Source organism: Nocardioides xinjiangensis, assembly GCF_017916385.1.
GTDB lineage: Bacteria > Actinomycetota > Actinomycetes > Propionibacteriales > Nocardioidaceae > Nocardioides > Nocardioides xinjiangensis.
Genome location: NZ_JAFMSW010000001.1, coordinates 340,185 through 356,390, shown reverse-complemented (window position 1 = coordinate 356,390; position 16,206 = coordinate 340,185). Strand labels below are relative to the sequence as shown.

Below are 16,206 nucleotides of genomic sequence, written 5' to 3'. Positions count from 1 at the left end.
GGCGCATGATCACCGCCATCGTCTTCGTGAAGGCCGACGTCGCGCGCATCCCCGAGGTCGCGGAGGCGATCGCGTCCCTCGACGGCGTGAGCGAGGTCTACTCGGTGACGGGGCAGATCGACCTCATCGCCCTGGTGAGGGTGCGCGAGCACGAGGACGTTGCCACCGTCGTGGCCGACCGGGTCAACAAGGTCGAAGGCGTGACCGAGACCGAGACGCACATCGCGTTCCGCACCTACTCGCAGCATGACCTCGAGTCGGCCTTCAGCATCGGCCTCGACTGAGGAACGGGCTAGCGCACCGGTCGGTGGACCGGCGACGGCAGGCGCTTCTCGTCGAACGGCACCAGCGAGAGCCGCGACTGCCGCGCGGCGTCGTAGATCGCGAGATGGCGCGCCGCGCCGCCCAGCGGGCACGTCCACTCGCCGTCGACATCGACCAGCCGCACCCCGGGCGACTCGAGCCACCGCAGGATCTTCTCGGTCTCCTCGGCCGTCGCGGCGGGGACCGGCCCGGGCGCACCGCTGACGGTCTCGGCGCTCGCGCTGAGCTCGCGGACGTACTGGTGGGCGTCGCTGCCCGGCGGGATCACCCCCGCTGCGGCGAGCCTGCCGTGGCGTACGACGTGCACCGCCCACCGCCCGTCGTCCTCGCGTCGTGCGGCCACGACCTCGCTGCACCGGGTGAGCGCCGAGAGCCGCTGGGTGCGCGCGGCGGCGCGCACGAAGGTCGCGAGGCGGTCGCGGTGGACGCCGGCCTCCTCGAACCGCTCGCGCTCGGCCAGCGCGGTCATCCGCTCGTTGATCGCCTCGACCACCTGGTGCGGGTCACGGAGCAGCGTGTCGCGCAGCTGGCGCACCACCGCGCCGTAGGTCGTGGCGTCGGTCGAGCCGTCGCAGGGCGACAGGCAGCGGTCCATCTCGGCGAGCACGCACGCCGACCCCGATGGCACGACGGGCAGACGTCCGCTGCACTGGCGCACCGGGAACGTCTCGTGCAGCGCGGCCAGGCACTTCTCCGCCGTCTTCCTCGACGAGAACGGACCGAGGTAGTCGGCGTCGTCGTCGAGCACCGTGCGCACGAGGGAGAGGCGTGGCCACGCCTCCCGGGTGAGCTTGAGGAAGTGGACCTTCTCGGGGAACCGCGAGCGACGGTTGTAGCGCGGCTTGTGCTCCGCGATCAGGCGCAGCTCGCGGACCTCGGCCTCGAGCGGCGTGGCGCACTCGATGCCGGTGACGGACGACGCGATGCCGACCATCTCGCCCATCCGGCTGCGCGTCTCGGACGCGGTGAAGTAGGTGCGGACGCGGGTGCGGAGGTCGCGCGAGGTGCCGACGTAGAGCACGCGGGACCGGTCGTCGCGGAAGAGGTAGACGCCGGGCGCGTGGGGGAGGCCCTCGGCGAGGTGGCGCTTGCGTCGCTGCGCCGTGCTCACCCGCGACGAGAAGGTCTGCAGCTCCTCGAGCGTGTGGACGCCGAGGCCGCCGAGGCGCTCCATCAGTCCGTGGAGCACGTCGACGGTGGCCCGGGCGTCGGACAGTGCCCGGTGGTTGGGCGTGGTCGCGGAGCCGAACACCTTGGCGAGCGACGACAGCTTGCAGTTGGGTGCGTCGTCTCGGGTGATGACCCGGCGGGCGAGCTTGGCCGTGTCGAGCACCTCGAACTTCGGCCACGGACGGCCCAGCTCGCGGGCGAAGTGCTGGAGGAACCCGACGTCGAAGGGCGCGTTGTGGGCGACGAGCACGCAGCCTGCCGCAAACTCCAGGAAGGCCGGCAGTGCGGACTCGATCGGAGGTGCGTCGTGGACCATCGAGCTGGTGATGCCGGTCAGGACCGCGATGAACGCAGGGATCTCGGTGTGCGGGTTGACCAGGGTCTGGAACTCGCCGAGCACCTCACCGCCGCGCACCTTGACCGCTCCGATCTCGGTGATCATGGATCCGCCCTGCGCCGAACCGCCGGTGGTCTCGAGGTCAACCACGCAGAACGTGAGGTCCCGCAGCGGCCGTCCCATCTCGTCGAAGCTGCGCTGCGCCTCCCAGCGGGATGTCTCCCGTGTCGGCCGGTGGGCGGTCGTGCTCATGTCCGACGACGCTAGACGTGGGATCCGACAATGGCGGGAGGGCGCGCGCACTACGCTGGCTCGCGCCGAACCCGACCACGTCGTGAGGACTTCCTGTGCCAGACCCGACCGCCGACCTCCACGTTCCCGGCGACGGCGAGCGGTGGCGCTGCGCAGGCTGCGGCAACCTCACTCGTTTCGACGTCACCCGGACGCGGCGTACGACGGACTACTGGCACGTCGACCTCGCGGGCGAGCCCAGGGTCGAGGAGCAGACGGTCCTGTCCGAGTCGGTCGAGTCGGTCTCGTGCCGCTGGTGCGGCCGCTCGGACGCCATTGAGGTCGTCGACCGGGCCGACGCGGACCCGCCAGCGGACCCGGCCGTCGGGTGACGGGCTGCTCGTGATGGACCAGGCCGCCCTCCCCGAGCGCCTCCGCCTGCGGGTGGTCGCCCTCGTCTCAGCGGTCTTGCCCTCGGTCACCCCGGTGCCGCCGCCGCTGCGGAAGGTGTCCGGTTTCGCCCCGGCGCGTCGCGCCCGGCTCGGCGGCACCCTCATCTGGGACGCGCTCGCCGACGAAGACTTCCGGGACCGCGCCGCCGTCCAGGTCGCCGCGGTGCCCGCAGGCACCGACGACCCCCTCGACGGCGCCGCGCGTGCGTGGCTCTCCCGCGAGGAGGGCTGGCAGGCGCGGGTCGACGCGGTCGCCGAGACTCTGGCGGCGGAGCACGTACGGGACGACCATGGCCGGGCCGAGCTCGGTCGGCTGACGGCGCAGGTGGCCGCGCTGCAGGCCGAGCTGACCCAGGTGAAGTCGCGTCACCGCCAGGAGCTCGACCGCGCCGAGGCCGACCACAAGGTGCTGCGCCAGCGGCTCGGCGAGGCTCGCTCCGCCCTCCGCGGTGCCGAGGGCGAGCGCGATGCCGCTCTCGCGGCCCGCGACGAGGCCGTGGCCGCGGCCGAGTCCGCGACCCGCACTGCGGAGGGCGACGTACGACGTCTGCGTGCCCAGCTCGACGAGGCGAAGTCCGGTCTCGCGGCCCAGCGTCGCGACTCCCGCTCCGACCGGGACGCCGCCACCATCCGGGCCCGGCTGCTCCTCGACGCCGTGGTCGACTCCGCGACCGGTCTGCGCCGTGAGCTCGGCCTCCCTGCGGTCGAGGGCGTCCCCGGCGACGCGGTCGAGGCCTCGCTCGCCGGCGCCGTCGGCGCGCCCGCGTCGAGCGCACCGGCGACGCCGGCGCTCCTCGAGCAGCTGCTCGCGCTTCCGCACTCACGCCTGATCGTCGACGGCTACAACGTGACCAAGGCGGCGTGGCCGGCCGCCAGCCTCGAGGCACAGCGCAGCCGGCTGGTGGCCGCGCTCGGGCCGGTGGTCGCGCGATCGGGCGCCGAGACGACCGTCGTGTTCGACGCGGCCGAGTCGACGGCACGGACAGTGATGCCGGCCCCGCGCGGGGTCCGCGTGGTCTTCAGCCCCGCGGGCGTCATCGCCGACGAGGTGATCCGCCAGCTCGTGGCAGCGGAGCCGCACGGCCGGGTGGTGGTGGTGATCACCTCTGATCGAGCTCTCTCCTCCGATGCGGCTCGAGCAGGCGCCAGGGTGCTAGAGGGAAACGTCCTGAGCGGGCTGCTGAGCAGATGACGTACCCCTCGGTTCGGTGCGCTCAGCGAGGAGAAGGCGTGGAAGCGCGGCAAGCATGGTGAATGCCGCGATACCTGACACGGGGGTCGCACAGATCATCGCGACAGGCAGTCCCCAACGCTTGTCCATCCGTGCCGTGACCAACAACAGGACAAGAGCGACGGGAAGCCGGATGATGAGAGGCGGGAATATCGGGGCGCCCACGCGGGTGTCGGTGGAACTGGTGTGATCGGCCAAGAACGCCAGCCACTGCGCCCACAGATCCGGTGCCAGAGCGTACGAGACTGCAATGGCCGCAACTGTGCTTGCTGCCGACACTGCGAGGTTGCGCCATTCTCGACGCACCGCGAACCAGATCGGTCCCAGCGCAGGGGTCACCTTGGTGAGCAGGACGAACGCCCACACCGATGGGTGTCGGAGGCCCAGGACCGCCGCTATCGCCAGCAGCCAGAAGATGTTGCCGCTGGCGATCTCCGGGCTGCACAGCATGAGCATCGGGGGCACCCAACGCCAGCCCATCGGAGCGAAGAGGTACACGAGACCGGCGACCGTGGCGATCGCCCACAGCACACCGAAGGCCGGCCACGGAAGATGTACGAGTGGCCACATCAGCTGCGCGAAGGCGGGGCTGTAGAGATAGGCGTCGAGCGTCCCGGGTGCTCGGTCGTACATCGAGTCGCCGGTCCAGGCGGACCAGTAGGCGTGTGAGTCGATGCCAGGAGGACCACTGGCTGACATGGTCCACGTGATCCACACCATGGTGAGGCCGAGCATCCAGGTGACATGCAACGGCAGTGACGTCCGCAGGTCGATGTTAGCCACTGATGAAATCTAGGTACGGCGCTCCGCGATGTCCGCCGATTGAGGAAACTAGGTGCTGGCCCGCGATCGCCTTCATTGTCGGTGGTCTGTGTCACCGTTCGAGGCATGACGACACGGATCGACTGCGACACCTGCCTTGTGCGCGAGCTGCACTGCCACGACTGCGTGGTCGCGGTGCTGCTCGGACCACCTCCGGAGCTGACGATCGACGACGACGAGAGGACTGCGCTCGACGTGCTGGCCAGAGGTGGCCTGGTACCGCCGCTGCGGCTGGTGGAGTCGGTCCCCAGTCCAATTGTGGACTCTGCGTGACGGCCGGTCAGAGCGCCGGCAGATAGACCGATTGGCAGCGAGGAGGGTCCTGCTGGTCGACCGAGCGGAACGATGCGACGTTCCTGACGACGAGCGGGAGGCGTGCGCCATGGCTTCCGTCGAGCGTCTCCTCGCCGTCCTTGCCGCGTACCACGACCGTGACCTCGGGGTGCCGGGCAAGGTAGTCCAGGAGGTTGCGCCGTGGCAGCAGGTAGCCGTCGGTCCGGTAGCGGTCGAGGCCGTCGTCCGTGGTTTCCACGACCTCGAGCAGGTCGTCCTGCACCGAGCGGAGGTGGGCCGTTCGCCTGATCACCAGGTGGTTGGTCTCGCCAGCGACCGTCACGAGGTTGGCGTACATGTTGAAAGCGACGGAGGTCTTGACCTCCAGGTAGGGCGTCAGACCGTTGACGATGACCACTGTGACGAGCGCCGAAGCGGCCACACCCGGCAGCCGCATGGGCTGAGGGGCCGGGCCCAGCCCGTCATGCGCCGTCCGCAGTATCAGCCACACGGCCACCGGCACCCACACGGCGAAGCCGACGAGCTTCACCACCGCGACGGCCGGCGGGACGGGCGGAAGCAGCGAGGCCGTGACGCACGCCCCGGCGAGGACCACCCCCAGCGTGCGGAGCCCGGACGGCCGGGCGGCACGTGCCTCGAAGCCCGCGTTCGTGGATTCCGGCAGGAAGAGGCACAACAGCGCCACCAGTGCTGCTGTGAAGTCGTAGAAGTGCTGACCCACGTCCAGTGAGATGATCGTGTGGAAGATGAGGGCGAGCAGGACGCCCGCCCGACGGGTTCGGCTGAACGCCAGGAGCACAGGCACCGAGAGCTCGGTCAGGACTGGGCCGATTATTGCGACCGCTCGGAGCGGGCCATGGCTGTCGAACGTCGGCAGCCCGAACGACGAGAGCGACTGGTTCGCGTAGAACACGCCGCAAGACACGGAGGGGTCCAGGAACCCGGTGTTGAGCTTGGCGAAGGCGGCGAAGCTGTAGAAGCCGAGCAACAGCCAGCGCCCCGTCACCGAGAGCCAGGCCCAAGGGTCGGGCCGAAGCAACGACACCAGGACCGCAGCGGCGATGAAGCCGACGAGCAGCCAATGGTTGCCGGTGACGGGGAGCTCGAGCCACACCGAGGCGAGGGTGAGCGCCGCGGCCGCCGCCAGCACGCGCACGTCGGGTAGCACGAGCAGCAGCAGGCCCAGGACGCCGAGCGCCGCCGAGATCACCAGGAGCGGGACCGAGCTGCCGAGCTCGTCGGTGCGCGAACCGGCGGGATTGCCGACCAGGTGGGCCACCACCGCCAGTCCGTAGGTGCGCGCGAACCAGCGCATCGGGGCGACCATGCGGGGAACGGTAGCGTCGCCCATCGCTGCACGCAGACGTTCGTCAGGAGACGAGCCTCGGGAAGTTTGGCCGAAGATTGGCGGGGCTCGAGGATGCGGTCTACTCTGTGGGCTGGCTTCCGTGGAAGTGGGTCACCAGGCCCGCGCGGAGGTCGCGCCGAGTCGCCGTCCACGCCCCGCACCACCCGTGGCCGACGAACCGGGGAACCACACTTCCCCCTGGGGTGAATCCCCTGTGAGGCGCACTGCGCGAGCGGTGCGTGGAGCAGGGGTAGGACACGTCGTGCCGAACCCGTCAGCTCACCCGGTAGGCGTACGACATCCCGAGGAGTTCCCCCGCTCGTGGCTCACGCCCGCAAGCGAGTCGGCGCGACCGCACTTGGTCTCTCCGCGATCGCTGCCATCGCATTCGTCCCGGCGACCCCCGCTCAGGCCGACCCCGACATCGAGGACGTGAAGGCCCGCGTCGACCGCCTCTACCACGAGGCCGAGGCCGCCCAGGAGCGGCTGCACGACGCGAAGCTGGAGCTCGCTGCGCTCCGCCGCGACCTTGCCGGCCTCGAGGCCGACCAGGAGCGCCAGGACGAGCGCCTCGACGCCGTGCGCGCCCAGGTCTCCGACGCGGTGGTGCGGCAGCTGGAGGGCGAGGGCATCTCGACCGTCGGCCAGATCGTGGTCTCCGAGGACCCGGGGTCCTTCCTTGACTCGCTCTCCACCATGTCGTCGTTCAACGACCTGCAGTCCTCCCTGCTCGCCGACTACGACATCCAGCTCGAAGCCCTCGAGATCCGGCGCGAGGCCACCGACGACCGCACCCGCGAGATCGCCCAGCTCACCGACCAGCTCAGCACCGAGAGGTCGACGGTCGACGAGAAGCTCGCCGACGCGGAGGAGCTCCTGGCCGACCTGGAGGCCGAGGAGCGCGAGCGCCTTCTCGCCTCGCGTGGCAGCGCCCGCGTGCCTAGCGCCGTGCAGAGCTCGGTGCCCGCATCGGGCCGCGCCGCTGCCGCCGTGCAGTACGCCATGTCGCAGGTCGGCGACGCCTACGTCTACGGCGCCATGGGCGAGAACGCCTTCGACTGCAGCGGCCTGACGATGCGGGCTTGGGCGCAGGCCGGCGTCTCGCTGCCGCACTCGTCGAGCGCCCAGTTCGGGAGCGGGCCGCGCATCGCGGCGAGCGACCTGCAGCCGGGTGACCTCGTCTTCTACTACAGCCCGATCAGCCACGTCGGCATGTACATCGGCAACGGCATGATCGTGCACGCCGCCAACCCGGGCACCGGCGTTGCCGTCTCGGGCCTCTACTCAATGCCCTACGTCGGTGCGGTCCGTCCTGGCTGACCACCAGACCTCGAAGGCCGGCCGTCCACGTCTGTGGGCGGCCGGCCTTTCGGCGTTCGCGGCCGTGCTGGTGATCATGGTGCTGGTCGTGCTGCTCGTGCGCGGCGGGGACCGCTATGAGGTGGACCCCCGCCGCGTCGAGGTCGCTCGACCCAGCCCGGCCGCGGCAGCGACGGCTCTGGCGACCTTCGTCTCGGGAGTGGAGACACGCGATGCCGCGGTCCTCACCAGCCTCGCCCCCGACGAGGACGAGGGCGCGAAGGAGGTGCTGGCCGGGGTGGCCGCCAACGCGGCATCCCTCGAGCTGTCCGACGTCTCGGCGCGCTACGTCGACCAGGTGGGCACGGTGGCCACCGACGGGACCTGGGCGGCCGTCGCCGAGCTCGGCTGGCGGGTGGCCGGCGATGCGGCGCCGTCGCGAGCCGACGTCGTCGTCAGGTTCGCGCCGGACGCCGAGGGGGTCGGGGTCGTGGGCTTCGGCGGCGCCGGCGCCGGACGGGTCCCGCTGTGGCTGCGGGGCGAGCTGTCGGTCGCACGTGCGCCCGGGGTGCTGGTGATGGTGGACGGCGCCTGGGACGAGGCCGTCGCCGTCGTCCGACGCGTGACGCGCGGGACCGCGGTCGTCCGACGAGTTCTGCCTGCGTGGCGCGCACCGGTGGTCGTCGAGGTCCCGGCGAGCTCAGCCGACCTCGACGAGGCCCTGGGTGCCGCAGCAGGCACGTATGCCGGGATCGCCGCGGTCACCGCGAGCGCCGGCGGCTCGTCGGACGGCGACGCCCCCGTGCACGTCTTCGTGAACCCCGAGGTGACCGCCGGCCTGAGCCGCGCCGGTGCGCAGGTGGTGATGAGCCACGAGCTGGTGCACGTGGCCACCGATGCCGCGCGCGGCGGCATCGAGCCCTGGCTCGTGGAGGGCTTCGCCGACTACGTCGCGCTGCGCGACACCGCCCTGCCGGACCGCACGATCCTCGGCCGAGCGATTGCCGCCGCGCGCGCGGAGGGCGTCCCGACCTCATTGCCCGAGGCCGCCCGCTTCGACACGCGTGCCGATGCACTCCAGGCGCGCTACGAGGAAGCCTGGCTGGCCTGCCGCATCATCGCTGAGAAGCTGGGGGAGCGCGCACTCGTGGCGGCGTACAACGACGTGCGAGCTGGGACGCCGGTGGCCTCCGCCTTGGCAGGACGCGGAATGGCTGAGCGGGCTCTGCTGAAGGCCTGGCGTTGGCGCCTCACACAGCTGGTCGCTGAAACCAAGGGCTGAAATGGGACTGAAGGCGACCGAAGATCAGTCGCCTTCAGCGCCGTGCTGGGTGAGGCAGGCCGCTGGCTGGAAGGCTGCTCGCTACACGTCGAACAGCGCGGTCGCGTCAGCGATCGTCGAACGGGCGACGGCCTGCCAGTGGTGGTCGAGCCTCAGTTCAGCGTGCTGGCACTGGTGAACTTGGCGTCCAGGTTGGTGCCGAGGGTGGTGACGGCCGCAATGATGACAATGGCGATGAGGGCGACCATCAGGCCGTACTCGACAGCGGTCGCGCCGCGCTCGTCGCGCTTGGCCTTGACGTCGTTGGTGAGCATGATGGCCACGAGCTGGAGCTTCCCGATCATGGTGATTCCCCTTGAGATGTATGTGGTGAGTGTGGTCCGAGCCCACGAGGACCCGCCGGAACAAAAAGCTGTCAGTGTCACGTGCCGAGCATGACCACCGGGCCGTGCTCGCAAAGAACCGGGCCGGCGTCATCAACAAGATGACGCCGGCCCGTTGCTTCCTCGAGCGTCAGTTGACGGCGTCGCGAACCGATCCGAACTTGGTGTTCAGGTTGGTGCCGAGGGTGGTGACGGCGGCGATGATGACGACGGCGATGAGGGCGACCATCAGGCCGTACTCGACAGCGGTCGCGCCGCGCTCGTCGCGCTTGGCCTTGACGTCGTTGATGAGCATGATGGTCATGAACTGGAGCTTCTCGATCATTGTGTTTCCCCTTTTGGTGTCTGTGTGATGGGTCTCGGTGCCGAGCCCACCAGGACCCGTCGAGGAACAATCTGCCAAGATCTCGCGGGCTCCGGATCGGGTGATCGGCCTCGGATCCGTAGTCCCTTGTGACTATTCGCGGTGCACCCGAAGGGGCCTGCAGCACCCCATTCGTGGTCATGCCGACTGCCCCGGCCAGCCGGCCGGAGCGGACCGCGCCACCGATGCCGGGCGGTTCAGAACCGCTGGGGCGAAGCGTGGTCGAGCAGACCCATGCGCATGGCGGTCACCAGCGCCTGCGCTCGGTTGGCCGCGCCGAGCTTCTGGTAGATGTGCGTGATGTGGGTCTTGGCCGTCGACTCGCTCATGTAGAGCGACCCAGCGATCTCGCCCGTGCCCAGGCCGTCGGCCAGGAGGGCAAGGACCTCGGCCTCCCGGACGGAGAGCTTGGGAGAAGCGGGTGAGGTCGCACGACGCATCACCGCTTGGCTGAGACCTGCGCAGAGGAATGTGCGCGGTGCCACCGCAGCGTGCTTCGCCGCGCTGACGACCTCTGAGGCACGCGTGTCCTTGCCGACGAACGCCGAGGCGCCGGCCTCCATCGCTGCGAAGATGTGGTCGTCGCCCGCGTGCATGGTGAGGACGACCACGCCCGTGGTGTCGCCGCTCGCCCGGATGGCGCGGACGACGTCGAGCCCGTGACCGTCGGGGAGCTGGAGGTCCGTGACCACGACGTCGGGCCGGAGGCTCTTCCACGCCGAGACACCCTCCGCGAGGCTTCCGGCCTGTCCCACCACGGTCATTTCATCGTCGCGCTCGAACGCACGCGCAAGTCCTTGCCGGATGAGCTCGTGGTCGTCAACCAGTAGCACGGTGGTGCCCATGGGCAGTCTCTCCTTCGTGGGTTGCGGTCACCGGGGACCGCAGGCTGACGACAGTTCCGCCGTCGGGTCGGGGGGTGATGTCCAGGTCGGCGCCGACGGTGCGGGCGCGTTCGCGCATGGTCTGCAGTCCCCAGTGGTGCTCGCGTGGCTCGGCGTTGCCGATCCCGTCGTCGCGGACCTCGAGGGTCAGCCGCGAGCCGTCGGAGTCGAGCACCACCCACAGATTGTCCGCGCGCGCGTGCTTGCGGACGTTGCCGATGGCCTCCTGCGCGACGCGCAGCACCTCGGTCGCCGTCCGCGGGGGGAGCGGGGGACCGGACTCCGCGAGAGAGAGGTGCACCCGCAGCCCGGTGGCGTGGCCGACCTCGCGTGCGTAGTCGGCCAGCGAGCTGGACAGGCGACCGTCGGAGACCTCGTGGCGCAGGTCGAAGATGGAGAAGCGGATCTCGGAGACGAGGCGGGTGATCTCGGCCCTCAACGCCGAGGCCAGCCGGCGCGTCTGCTCGTGGTCGCTGATCGACTCGATCTCGTCGACGATGTAGCCGAGGCCGACGATCTCCTGCGCCACGCCGTCGTGCATCTCCCGCGCGATGCGGCTGCGTTCCTCGGTCGTGGCGAGCGCGCGCACCTCGTCGAACAGCACCGCGGTGTCGAGACGTACGGCGAACTCATCGGCGACCTCGCGGGCCCTCTCGTGGAGCTCGTGCGTCCAGCGGGGCACCCCGACCACCACGCAATATCCGAGCACTCCCTGAGCGCCGCGGAGCGGCACCACAGCCGCGCCCGGAGTTCGCGCGGACTCGGGGATGTCGATCTCCTCGGCCATCCGTTCGACGTCGTCGCCGCCGTTGAGGGCGCGCAGGGAGTGGTCGGGCTCGGCGACGAAGATGGTCGAGCGAGCACCGCCGGTGGCTTCCCGCATCGCTGTGTCGAGCTCCATCGCGAGCGCCGCGATGTTGAGACCGAGGTTGCCCGAGCTCGCCAGCTGGTGGATGCGTGCCATGAGGTGATGAGCGGCGGCGTACGGCGCCTGGCGTGCTGCCTGGTTACGCGTCGAGCGCGACTGCCAGCTGGCCAGGAGGCCGACCCCGAGACCGATCACGAGCCAAGGCAAGGTCTCGCCGAGGCGCGACAGGCCGTGGTTCCGGACGTCGGCCAGGATCGATACGGCAGCAGTCAGCCCCGAGACCAGGGTGACGTTCAGCGTGGTGACCAGCCCGTGACGTATGCCGGCTGCGATCGGCGCGACTGCGACGCACGCACCGAGATCAGCCGTGCTGTGCGTGGAGACGAGCAGCAGCGTCACGGCCACTGCCTCACCCACCGCGTGCCAGTGCGAGGGCCTGTTACGCGTCGTCCACTCCAACAGCGAGCTCACGGCGGCCACGAGCCCGAGCACCGTCAACACGGGTACGGACTCGACGAGCACGCCCTGGCCCAGGACGGTGCCCGTCGCCAGAGAGAGCGCAAAGACGCGAACTGCCGTCGTCGTCCGCCAGGATTGAAGTGCGGGCCTGGAGACGCCCGCGTCGTGCGTGACTGTCGGCGTTCTGTGGCCCATCAGCCGTTGGAGAACGTCTCAGCGATGTTGATGCCGGCGGGGCCCAGGATCACGATGAACAGGCAGGGGAGGATGAACATGACGAGCGGTATCATGATGCGCACAGGCACCTGTTGTGCCTTCTCCTCCGCTCGCTGACGTCGCTTGGTCCGCATCTCGTGGCTCTGGATCCGGAGTACTCTAGCGATCGGGATCCCCAGGCTGTCAGCCTGCACCATCGCGCCGCAGAAGGACTTCAGGTCGGGCAGCGACGTGCGCTCGGCCATGGCCCGCATGGCGTCCACCCGGCCTACTCCGAGCTGCATCTCCTGGAGGAGTCGTGCGAATTCCTGGTGCAGCGGTCCGTCGCCGTTCTTCGCCACACGGCTGACGGCTGCGTCGAAGCCCAAGCCTGCCTCCACCGAGATGGTGAGCAGGTCCATCGCGTCCGGAAGCGCGTTGCGCATGAGCTTCTCGCGCTTCTGGCCCGCGTTGTAGAGGAGGATGTTGGGAAGCACGTAGCCGAAGAGGCCAGCTGCTCCTGTTGCCACGACCAGCTTCAGGAGCGGCCAGTTCTGACCGAGCAGGTACAGGAAGCCCAGCACGGTGAAGATCCCGCTGCCCAAGACCTTGAGGCCGAGGATCCGATTGACATCCCACGCCGGTGGGTTGCCCGCGATGTTGAGGCGGTACTCGATCTTGCGCGCGGTGTCTGCGCGGACCAGCTTCCGCCCGAGGCCGACCATCCGCTCGCCGAGCGGCGCGATCACCCGCTCGGCGAAGGGTCGCTCGAGCTCTTGCTTGAGCACGCTCGGCGCGGAGTCGAGAGCCTGGATGGCCGCGACAGATCGCGCGACTCCTCGGCGCTCGGACGTCATCACTCCGATGACGGACAGCGCCATGATCGTCGCCGTGCACAGCAGTCCGGCGCCGATCAGCATCATCATCTCGCTCATCTCACACCTCGACCTTGGAGAGCTTCGCCATCGTGAACGACCCGAGCGCCAGGAGAAAACCGGCGAGCCCGAGGAGCACGAAACCCGGAAGCGTTGTGTACAGGACGCGAATGTATTCGGGGTTGGCGAACGTCATGTACAGGCCGATAGCAGGCGGCAAGCCGGACAGGATGTAACCGGACAGACGACCCTCCGCGCTGAGCGCCTTGACCTGGCGGCGGAGGTACTCGCGCTCACGCAGGGTGTCGGACACGGTGTGCAGGATCTCGGCCAGGTTGCCGCCGACCTCGCGCTGGATGCGGATAGCCATGACGATCCACTCGAAGTCCTTGCTGTTCATGCGGCCACCGACGCTCTCGAGGGCGTCGGTGATGTCGACACCGAGGCGCTGCTCGACGAGGGCGCGTCGAAGCTCACCCGCCATGGGCTCGTTGCCTTCGCGGACCACGCTGTCCACGGCTTGAGGAAGCGACAGGCCGGCCTGTAGGCCGCCGGCCATCAGGCCGAGAGTCTCGGCCAGTTGCCCGTTGAACTTGTTGAGTCGACGCGAGTGGCGGAACTTGAGGTAGATCCACGGGCCGATGGCGCCCACCACGAGGCCCAGGACGGCGAGGCCTGGGCCATTCATGATGAACGCGAGGGTGGACAGACCGACGGCGATGCCGGCGTGCAGCAGGAGCCACTCGGCGGCGGTGAGCGCCGATCCCGCCCCAGCGAGACGTCGCGAGATGCGGAACTCGAGGTCGGCGGAGACCACCTTGTCGGTGAGCGCCACGGCCGAGCCCTTGAGATCCGCGCCGCCCCCCTTGTTCTTCGAATTCTTGCCGCCCGACTCCCCGAAGTACGCGTCCAGCCGGCGTTCCGCGGACGACTTGCTCGGTCCGCCGACGACGACGGCGAGGATGCCGGCGAGACCGATGGCCAGCGCCAGCGCGCCGCCGAGCATCCCTGGCGTGCCGACCAACGCCTTGCCCGACTCCACGACGTCGGGACCGGACTCGGCCGCGCCGATGGACACGAAGGCAGAGTCGGTGAAGGCGGTCCCGTCGGCATCGACGCTCACCCCCAGGTTCACCTCCGCCGCCGCGTCCTCGGGGCGGTCGAAGGTCACGAGGAGCTGTTGCGCCAGCGCGTCGGCCTGCGCGGAGAAGACCGTGCCGAGCGCGTCCCGCTCCGCCGGGATGACCTGGCCCCCCGTGGTGTTGGCGAGGTCGGCCATGGTGGCGGAGTTCCTGAGGTTGGCGAGCGACACGACGTCCACGACCACGCGCTCGTTCGTGGCATCGGTCGTGACGACGTCCAGGGTGGTCGCGCTGTTGGTGTCGCCTCCGTCGGAGAGCACGAGCAGCGAGCGGGAGCCCTCGGTGCCGACGAGATCCAGACCCTCGGCGATGCCGTCGTACACCGACGTGCCCTTGCGGAGCTCGATGCCCTCGAGGGAGGCCCGGACGGCGTCGTGGTCAGTGGTGGGCTCGATGATCTCGCCGATGTCGCCGGCGAACGTGACCAAGCCGATGCGGACGTCGGCGGGGGCGGACTCGAGGAACGTCTCAACGGCGGCCCGTGCGGCGTCGAACTTGCCGCCCTGCAGCATGCTGTTGCTCGCGTCGAGCACCAGGACCGTCGTTCGCTCGACGTCACCGGCGGAGATCACCTTGGCGGACGACTCGACCGACCGGCCGTCCACCTCGACGCGGACCGAGGACGGGTCGACCGTCGCCCCACCCGGGATGCCGTCGACCGCCAGCACCAGCGACACGACGCCGTCCGCGGACTCGAGGTGGTCGATGTTGACCTCGTCCTCGGCGTGGCTCGGGGCGGCGCCGCCGAGGACCACGAGCCCGGCGGCGGCCAGCGCCGATGCCCCCCGGGCGACTCGTGACGTCTGTCGGCGGCTCATCGCAGTGTTCCGCCGGTGGCGAAGATCGCAGGGTCGACGTGCACGCCGTGGTCCGCGAGGTGCTCGAGGAAGCGAGGCCGCAGTCCCATCGACTTCAGCCCGCCCTTGAACTTGCCGTCGTCGCCGACACCGGCGGCGTAGTCGAACAGGAAGACGTCCTGCGTCGTGATGATGTCGCCCTCCATGCCCACGATCTCGGTGATCGCGGTGATGCGACGGGTGCCGTCCTTGAGGCGCGTCTGCTGGATGATCAGGTCGACCGCGCTCGCCACCTGCTCGCGGATGGCGCGCACCGGCAGGTCCATGCCTGCCATGAGCACCATCGTCTCGAGACGGGCGAGGGCGTCGCGCGGCGTGTTGGCGTGCAGCGTCGAGATCGAGCCGTCGTGGCCGGTGTTCATGGCCTGGAGCATGTCGAGCGCGGCGGCGTCACGGATCTCGCCAACGACGACGCGGTCGGGGCGCATGCGCAGGGAGTTCTTCACCAGGTCGCGGATCGTGACCGCGCCCTTGCCCTCGATGTTGGGCGGGCGTGACTCGAGGCGGAGCACGTGGTCTTGGACCAGGCGCAGCTCGGCCGCGTCCTCGATGGTGACGATGCGCTCGTCGTCCGGGATGAACGAGGAGAGCACGTTGAGGGTGGTCGTCTTGCCCGCACCGGTGCCACCCGAGACCAAGATGTTCAGCCGTCCCCGGACGCAGCCCTCCAGCAAGTTCGCCGCGGGGCGCGTGAGGGTCCCGAAGCTGATGAGGTCCTCCACGGTGTAGGGGTCCTCGGAGAACTTGCGGATCGTGAGCTTCGAGCCGTCGAGCGCGAGCGGCGGGATGATGGCGTTGACGCGGCTGCCGTCAGGCAGGCGGGCGTCCACCATCGGGCTCGTCTCGTCCACACGTCGACCGATCTTGCTGACGATCTTGTCGATGGTGCGGCGCAGGTGCGCCTCGTCGGTGAACGAGGTGCCCGTCTTGACCAGCTTGCCGCTCTCCTCGACGTAGATCGAGTCGAAGGCGTTCACCATGACCTCGGAGAGGTTCGGGTCGCGCAGCAGGGGCTCGATCGGCCCGTAGCCGAGGATGTCGTCCGCGATCTCCTGCGAGATGCGCGTGCGGTCCGCCGACGACATCGGGGTGTCGGTGTCGGCGATGGCCGTCTGGAGCGCGAGCCGGACCTGCTGCTCGAGCTCGGACTGGGTCATGTGGGCGTCGTACAGCTTCGGGCCGAGCGCCTCGACGAGGCGCTGGTGGACCGTGCGCTTGAGGTCCTGGAACGGGTCCGCCTTGGGGCCGACGCGCTTCTTGACGTCCGCGTTCGCGATGCTGCCCTGCTTGGCAGGTGTGTGCGGGGCCGCGGCAGGCACAGACCCGCCCTCTTCGGCGGCGTCCATGGTGCGGCCGCGCGCGGCAGCGAGGCGGTCGGTGAGGCTCACG

16 protein-coding genes and 1 riboswitch are annotated in these 16,206 nt (G+C 69.8%); of the genes, 6 read left to right on the top strand and 10 right to left on the bottom strand.

Annotated features, from left to right (window positions below; genetic code table 11):
- Positions 1–5: 5 nt before the first annotated feature.
- Entirely contained in the window at positions 6–284 is a 279-nt protein-coding gene (locus tag J3P32_RS01720) for an Lrp/AsnC family transcriptional regulator (protein ID WP_210438156.1), read from the top strand.
- A gap of 8 nt (positions 285–292) precedes the next feature.
- On the opposite strand, the gene J3P32_RS01715 is transcribed toward J3P32_RS01720, so the two are convergent.
- Positions 293–2,083, bottom strand: a complete 1,791-nt coding sequence (locus tag J3P32_RS01715) for a DEDD exonuclease domain-containing protein (RefSeq protein ID WP_210438155.1) — start codon at positions 2,081–2,083, stop codon at positions 293–295.
- A gap of 95 nt (positions 2,084–2,178) precedes the next feature.
- Between J3P32_RS01715 and J3P32_RS01710 the strand changes: the two genes are divergently transcribed.
- Positions 2,179–2,454, top strand: a complete 276-nt coding sequence (locus J3P32_RS01710; RefSeq protein ID WP_210438154.1) for a hypothetical protein — start codon at positions 2,179–2,181, stop codon at positions 2,452–2,454.
- A gap of 13 nt (positions 2,455–2,467) precedes the next feature.
- On the top strand, positions 2,468–3,706 hold the full coding sequence (locus tag J3P32_RS01705) for an NYN domain-containing protein (protein ID WP_210438153.1): 1,239 nt from the start codon (positions 2,468–2,470) through the stop codon (positions 3,704–3,706).
- On the opposite strand, the gene J3P32_RS01700 is transcribed toward J3P32_RS01705, so the two are convergent.
- Complete coding sequence (locus J3P32_RS01700) at positions 3,668–4,528, bottom strand: glycosyltransferase family 87 protein (RefSeq protein WP_210438152.1); 861 nt, start codon at positions 4,526–4,528, stop codon at positions 3,668–3,670. The genes J3P32_RS01705 and J3P32_RS01700 overlap by 39 nt on opposite strands.
- A 105-nt stretch (positions 4,529–4,633) precedes the next feature.
- Here J3P32_RS01700 and J3P32_RS01695 point away from each other — a divergent pair, with 105 nt between their 5' ends.
- Positions 4,634–4,840 (top strand): hypothetical protein, encoded by a 207-nt coding sequence (locus J3P32_RS01695; RefSeq protein WP_210438151.1) that lies wholly within the window; start codon positions 4,634–4,636, stop codon positions 4,838–4,840.
- A gap of 7 nt (positions 4,841–4,847) precedes the next feature.
- On the opposite strand, the gene J3P32_RS01690 is transcribed toward J3P32_RS01695, so the two are convergent.
- Positions 4,848–6,188 (bottom strand): hypothetical protein, encoded by a 1,341-nt coding sequence (locus tag J3P32_RS01690; RefSeq protein ID WP_210438150.1) that lies wholly within the window; start codon positions 6,186–6,188, stop codon positions 4,848–4,850.
- A gap of 155 nt (positions 6,189–6,343) precedes the next feature.
- Positions 6,344–6,504, top strand: a riboswitch (cyclic di-AMP (ydaO/yuaA leader).
- 26 nt (positions 6,505–6,530) lie between these two features.
- Here J3P32_RS01690 and J3P32_RS18350 point away from each other — a divergent pair.
- Both J3P32_RS18350 and J3P32_RS01680 read left to right on the top strand, forming a co-directional pair.
- Positions 6,531–7,529, top strand: coding sequence for a C40 family peptidase (locus tag J3P32_RS18350; RefSeq protein ID WP_210438149.1), 999 nt, complete (start codon positions 6,531–6,533; stop codon positions 7,527–7,529).
- Entirely contained in the window at positions 7,510–8,790 is a 1,281-nt protein-coding gene (locus J3P32_RS01680; protein ID WP_210438148.1) for a hypothetical protein, read from the top strand. Before J3P32_RS18350 ends, J3P32_RS01680 begins: the two co-directional genes overlap by 20 nt.
- Before the next feature lie 152 nt (positions 8,791–8,942).
- Here the strand turns inward: J3P32_RS01680 and J3P32_RS01675 are convergent, their stop codons facing one another.
- From J3P32_RS01675 to J3P32_RS01645, 7 genes are all read right to left on the bottom strand, one after another.
- The gene (locus tag J3P32_RS01675) at positions 8,943–9,134 is read right to left on the bottom strand and encodes a Flp family type IVb pilin (protein WP_210438147.1); all 192 of its coding nucleotides are present in this window, start codon (positions 9,132–9,134) and stop codon (positions 8,943–8,945) included.
- Between the two features lie 169 nt (positions 9,135–9,303).
- A complete protein-coding gene (locus tag J3P32_RS01670; RefSeq protein ID WP_210438146.1) occupies positions 9,304–9,498 on the bottom strand; it encodes a Flp family type IVb pilin in 195 nt (64 codons plus the stop codon).
- Positions 9,499–9,734: 236 nt separating this feature from the next.
- Complete coding sequence (locus J3P32_RS01665; RefSeq protein WP_210438145.1) at positions 9,735–10,382, bottom strand: response regulator; 648 nt, start codon at positions 10,380–10,382, stop codon at positions 9,735–9,737.
- A complete protein-coding gene (locus J3P32_RS01660; protein WP_210438144.1) occupies positions 10,357–11,688 on the bottom strand; it encodes a sensor histidine kinase in 1,332 nt (443 codons plus the stop codon). The genes J3P32_RS01665 and J3P32_RS01660 overlap by 26 nt, the downstream gene beginning before the upstream one ends.
- A gap of 254 nt (positions 11,689–11,942) precedes the next feature.
- A complete protein-coding gene (locus J3P32_RS01655; protein WP_210438143.1) occupies positions 11,943–12,878 on the bottom strand; it encodes a type II secretion system F family protein in 936 nt (311 codons plus the stop codon).
- A gap of 1 nt (position 12,879) precedes the next feature.
- Complete coding sequence (locus J3P32_RS01650; protein WP_210438142.1) at positions 12,880–14,778, bottom strand: type II secretion system F family protein; 1,899 nt, start codon at positions 14,776–14,778, stop codon at positions 12,880–12,882.
- The gene (locus tag J3P32_RS01645) at positions 14,775–16,205 is read right to left on the bottom strand and encodes a CpaF family protein (protein ID WP_307861540.1); all 1,431 of its coding nucleotides are present in this window, start codon (positions 16,203–16,205) and stop codon (positions 14,775–14,777) included. Before J3P32_RS01645 ends, J3P32_RS01650 begins: the two co-directional genes overlap by 4 nt.
- Between the last annotated feature and the right edge of the window lies 1 nt (position 16,206).

What these genes read in the sequence shown, in the direction of transcription:
- J3P32_RS01720 (WP_210438156.1), top strand. Translation starts at nt 6, where the DNA reads ATGATCACCGCCATCGTCTTCGTGAAGGCCGACGTCGCGCGCATCCCC.
- J3P32_RS01715 (WP_210438155.1), bottom strand. Translation starts at nt 2,083, where the DNA reads ATGAGCACGACCGCCCACCGGCCGACACGGGAGACATCCCGCTGGGAG.
- J3P32_RS01705 (WP_210438153.1), top strand. Translation starts at nt 2,468, where the DNA reads ATGGACCAGGCCGCCCTCCCCGAGCGCCTCCGCCTGCGGGTGGTCGCC.
- J3P32_RS01695 (WP_210438151.1), top strand. Translation starts at nt 4,634, where the DNA reads ATGACGACACGGATCGACTGCGACACCTGCCTTGTGCGCGAGCTGCAC.
- J3P32_RS01690 (WP_210438150.1), bottom strand. Translation starts at nt 6,188, where the DNA reads ATGGTCGCCCCGATGCGCTGGTTCGCGCGCACCTACGGACTGGCGGTG.
- J3P32_RS01675 (WP_210438147.1), bottom strand. Translation starts at nt 9,134, where the DNA reads ATGATCGGGAAGCTCCAGCTCGTGGCCATCATGCTCACCAACGACGTC.
- J3P32_RS01670 (WP_210438146.1), bottom strand. Translation starts at nt 9,498, where the DNA reads ATGATCGAGAAGCTCCAGTTCATGACCATCATGCTCATCAACGACGTC.
- J3P32_RS01665 (WP_210438145.1), bottom strand. Translation starts at nt 10,382, where the DNA reads ATGGGCACCACCGTGCTACTGGTTGACGACCACGAGCTCATCCGGCAA.
- J3P32_RS01655 (WP_210438143.1), bottom strand. Translation starts at nt 12,878, where the DNA reads ATGAGCGAGATGATGATGCTGATCGGCGCCGGACTGCTGTGCACGGCG.
- J3P32_RS01650 (WP_210438142.1), bottom strand. Translation starts at nt 14,778, where the DNA reads ATGAGCCGCCGACAGACGTCACGAGTCGCCCGGGGGGCATCGGCGCTG.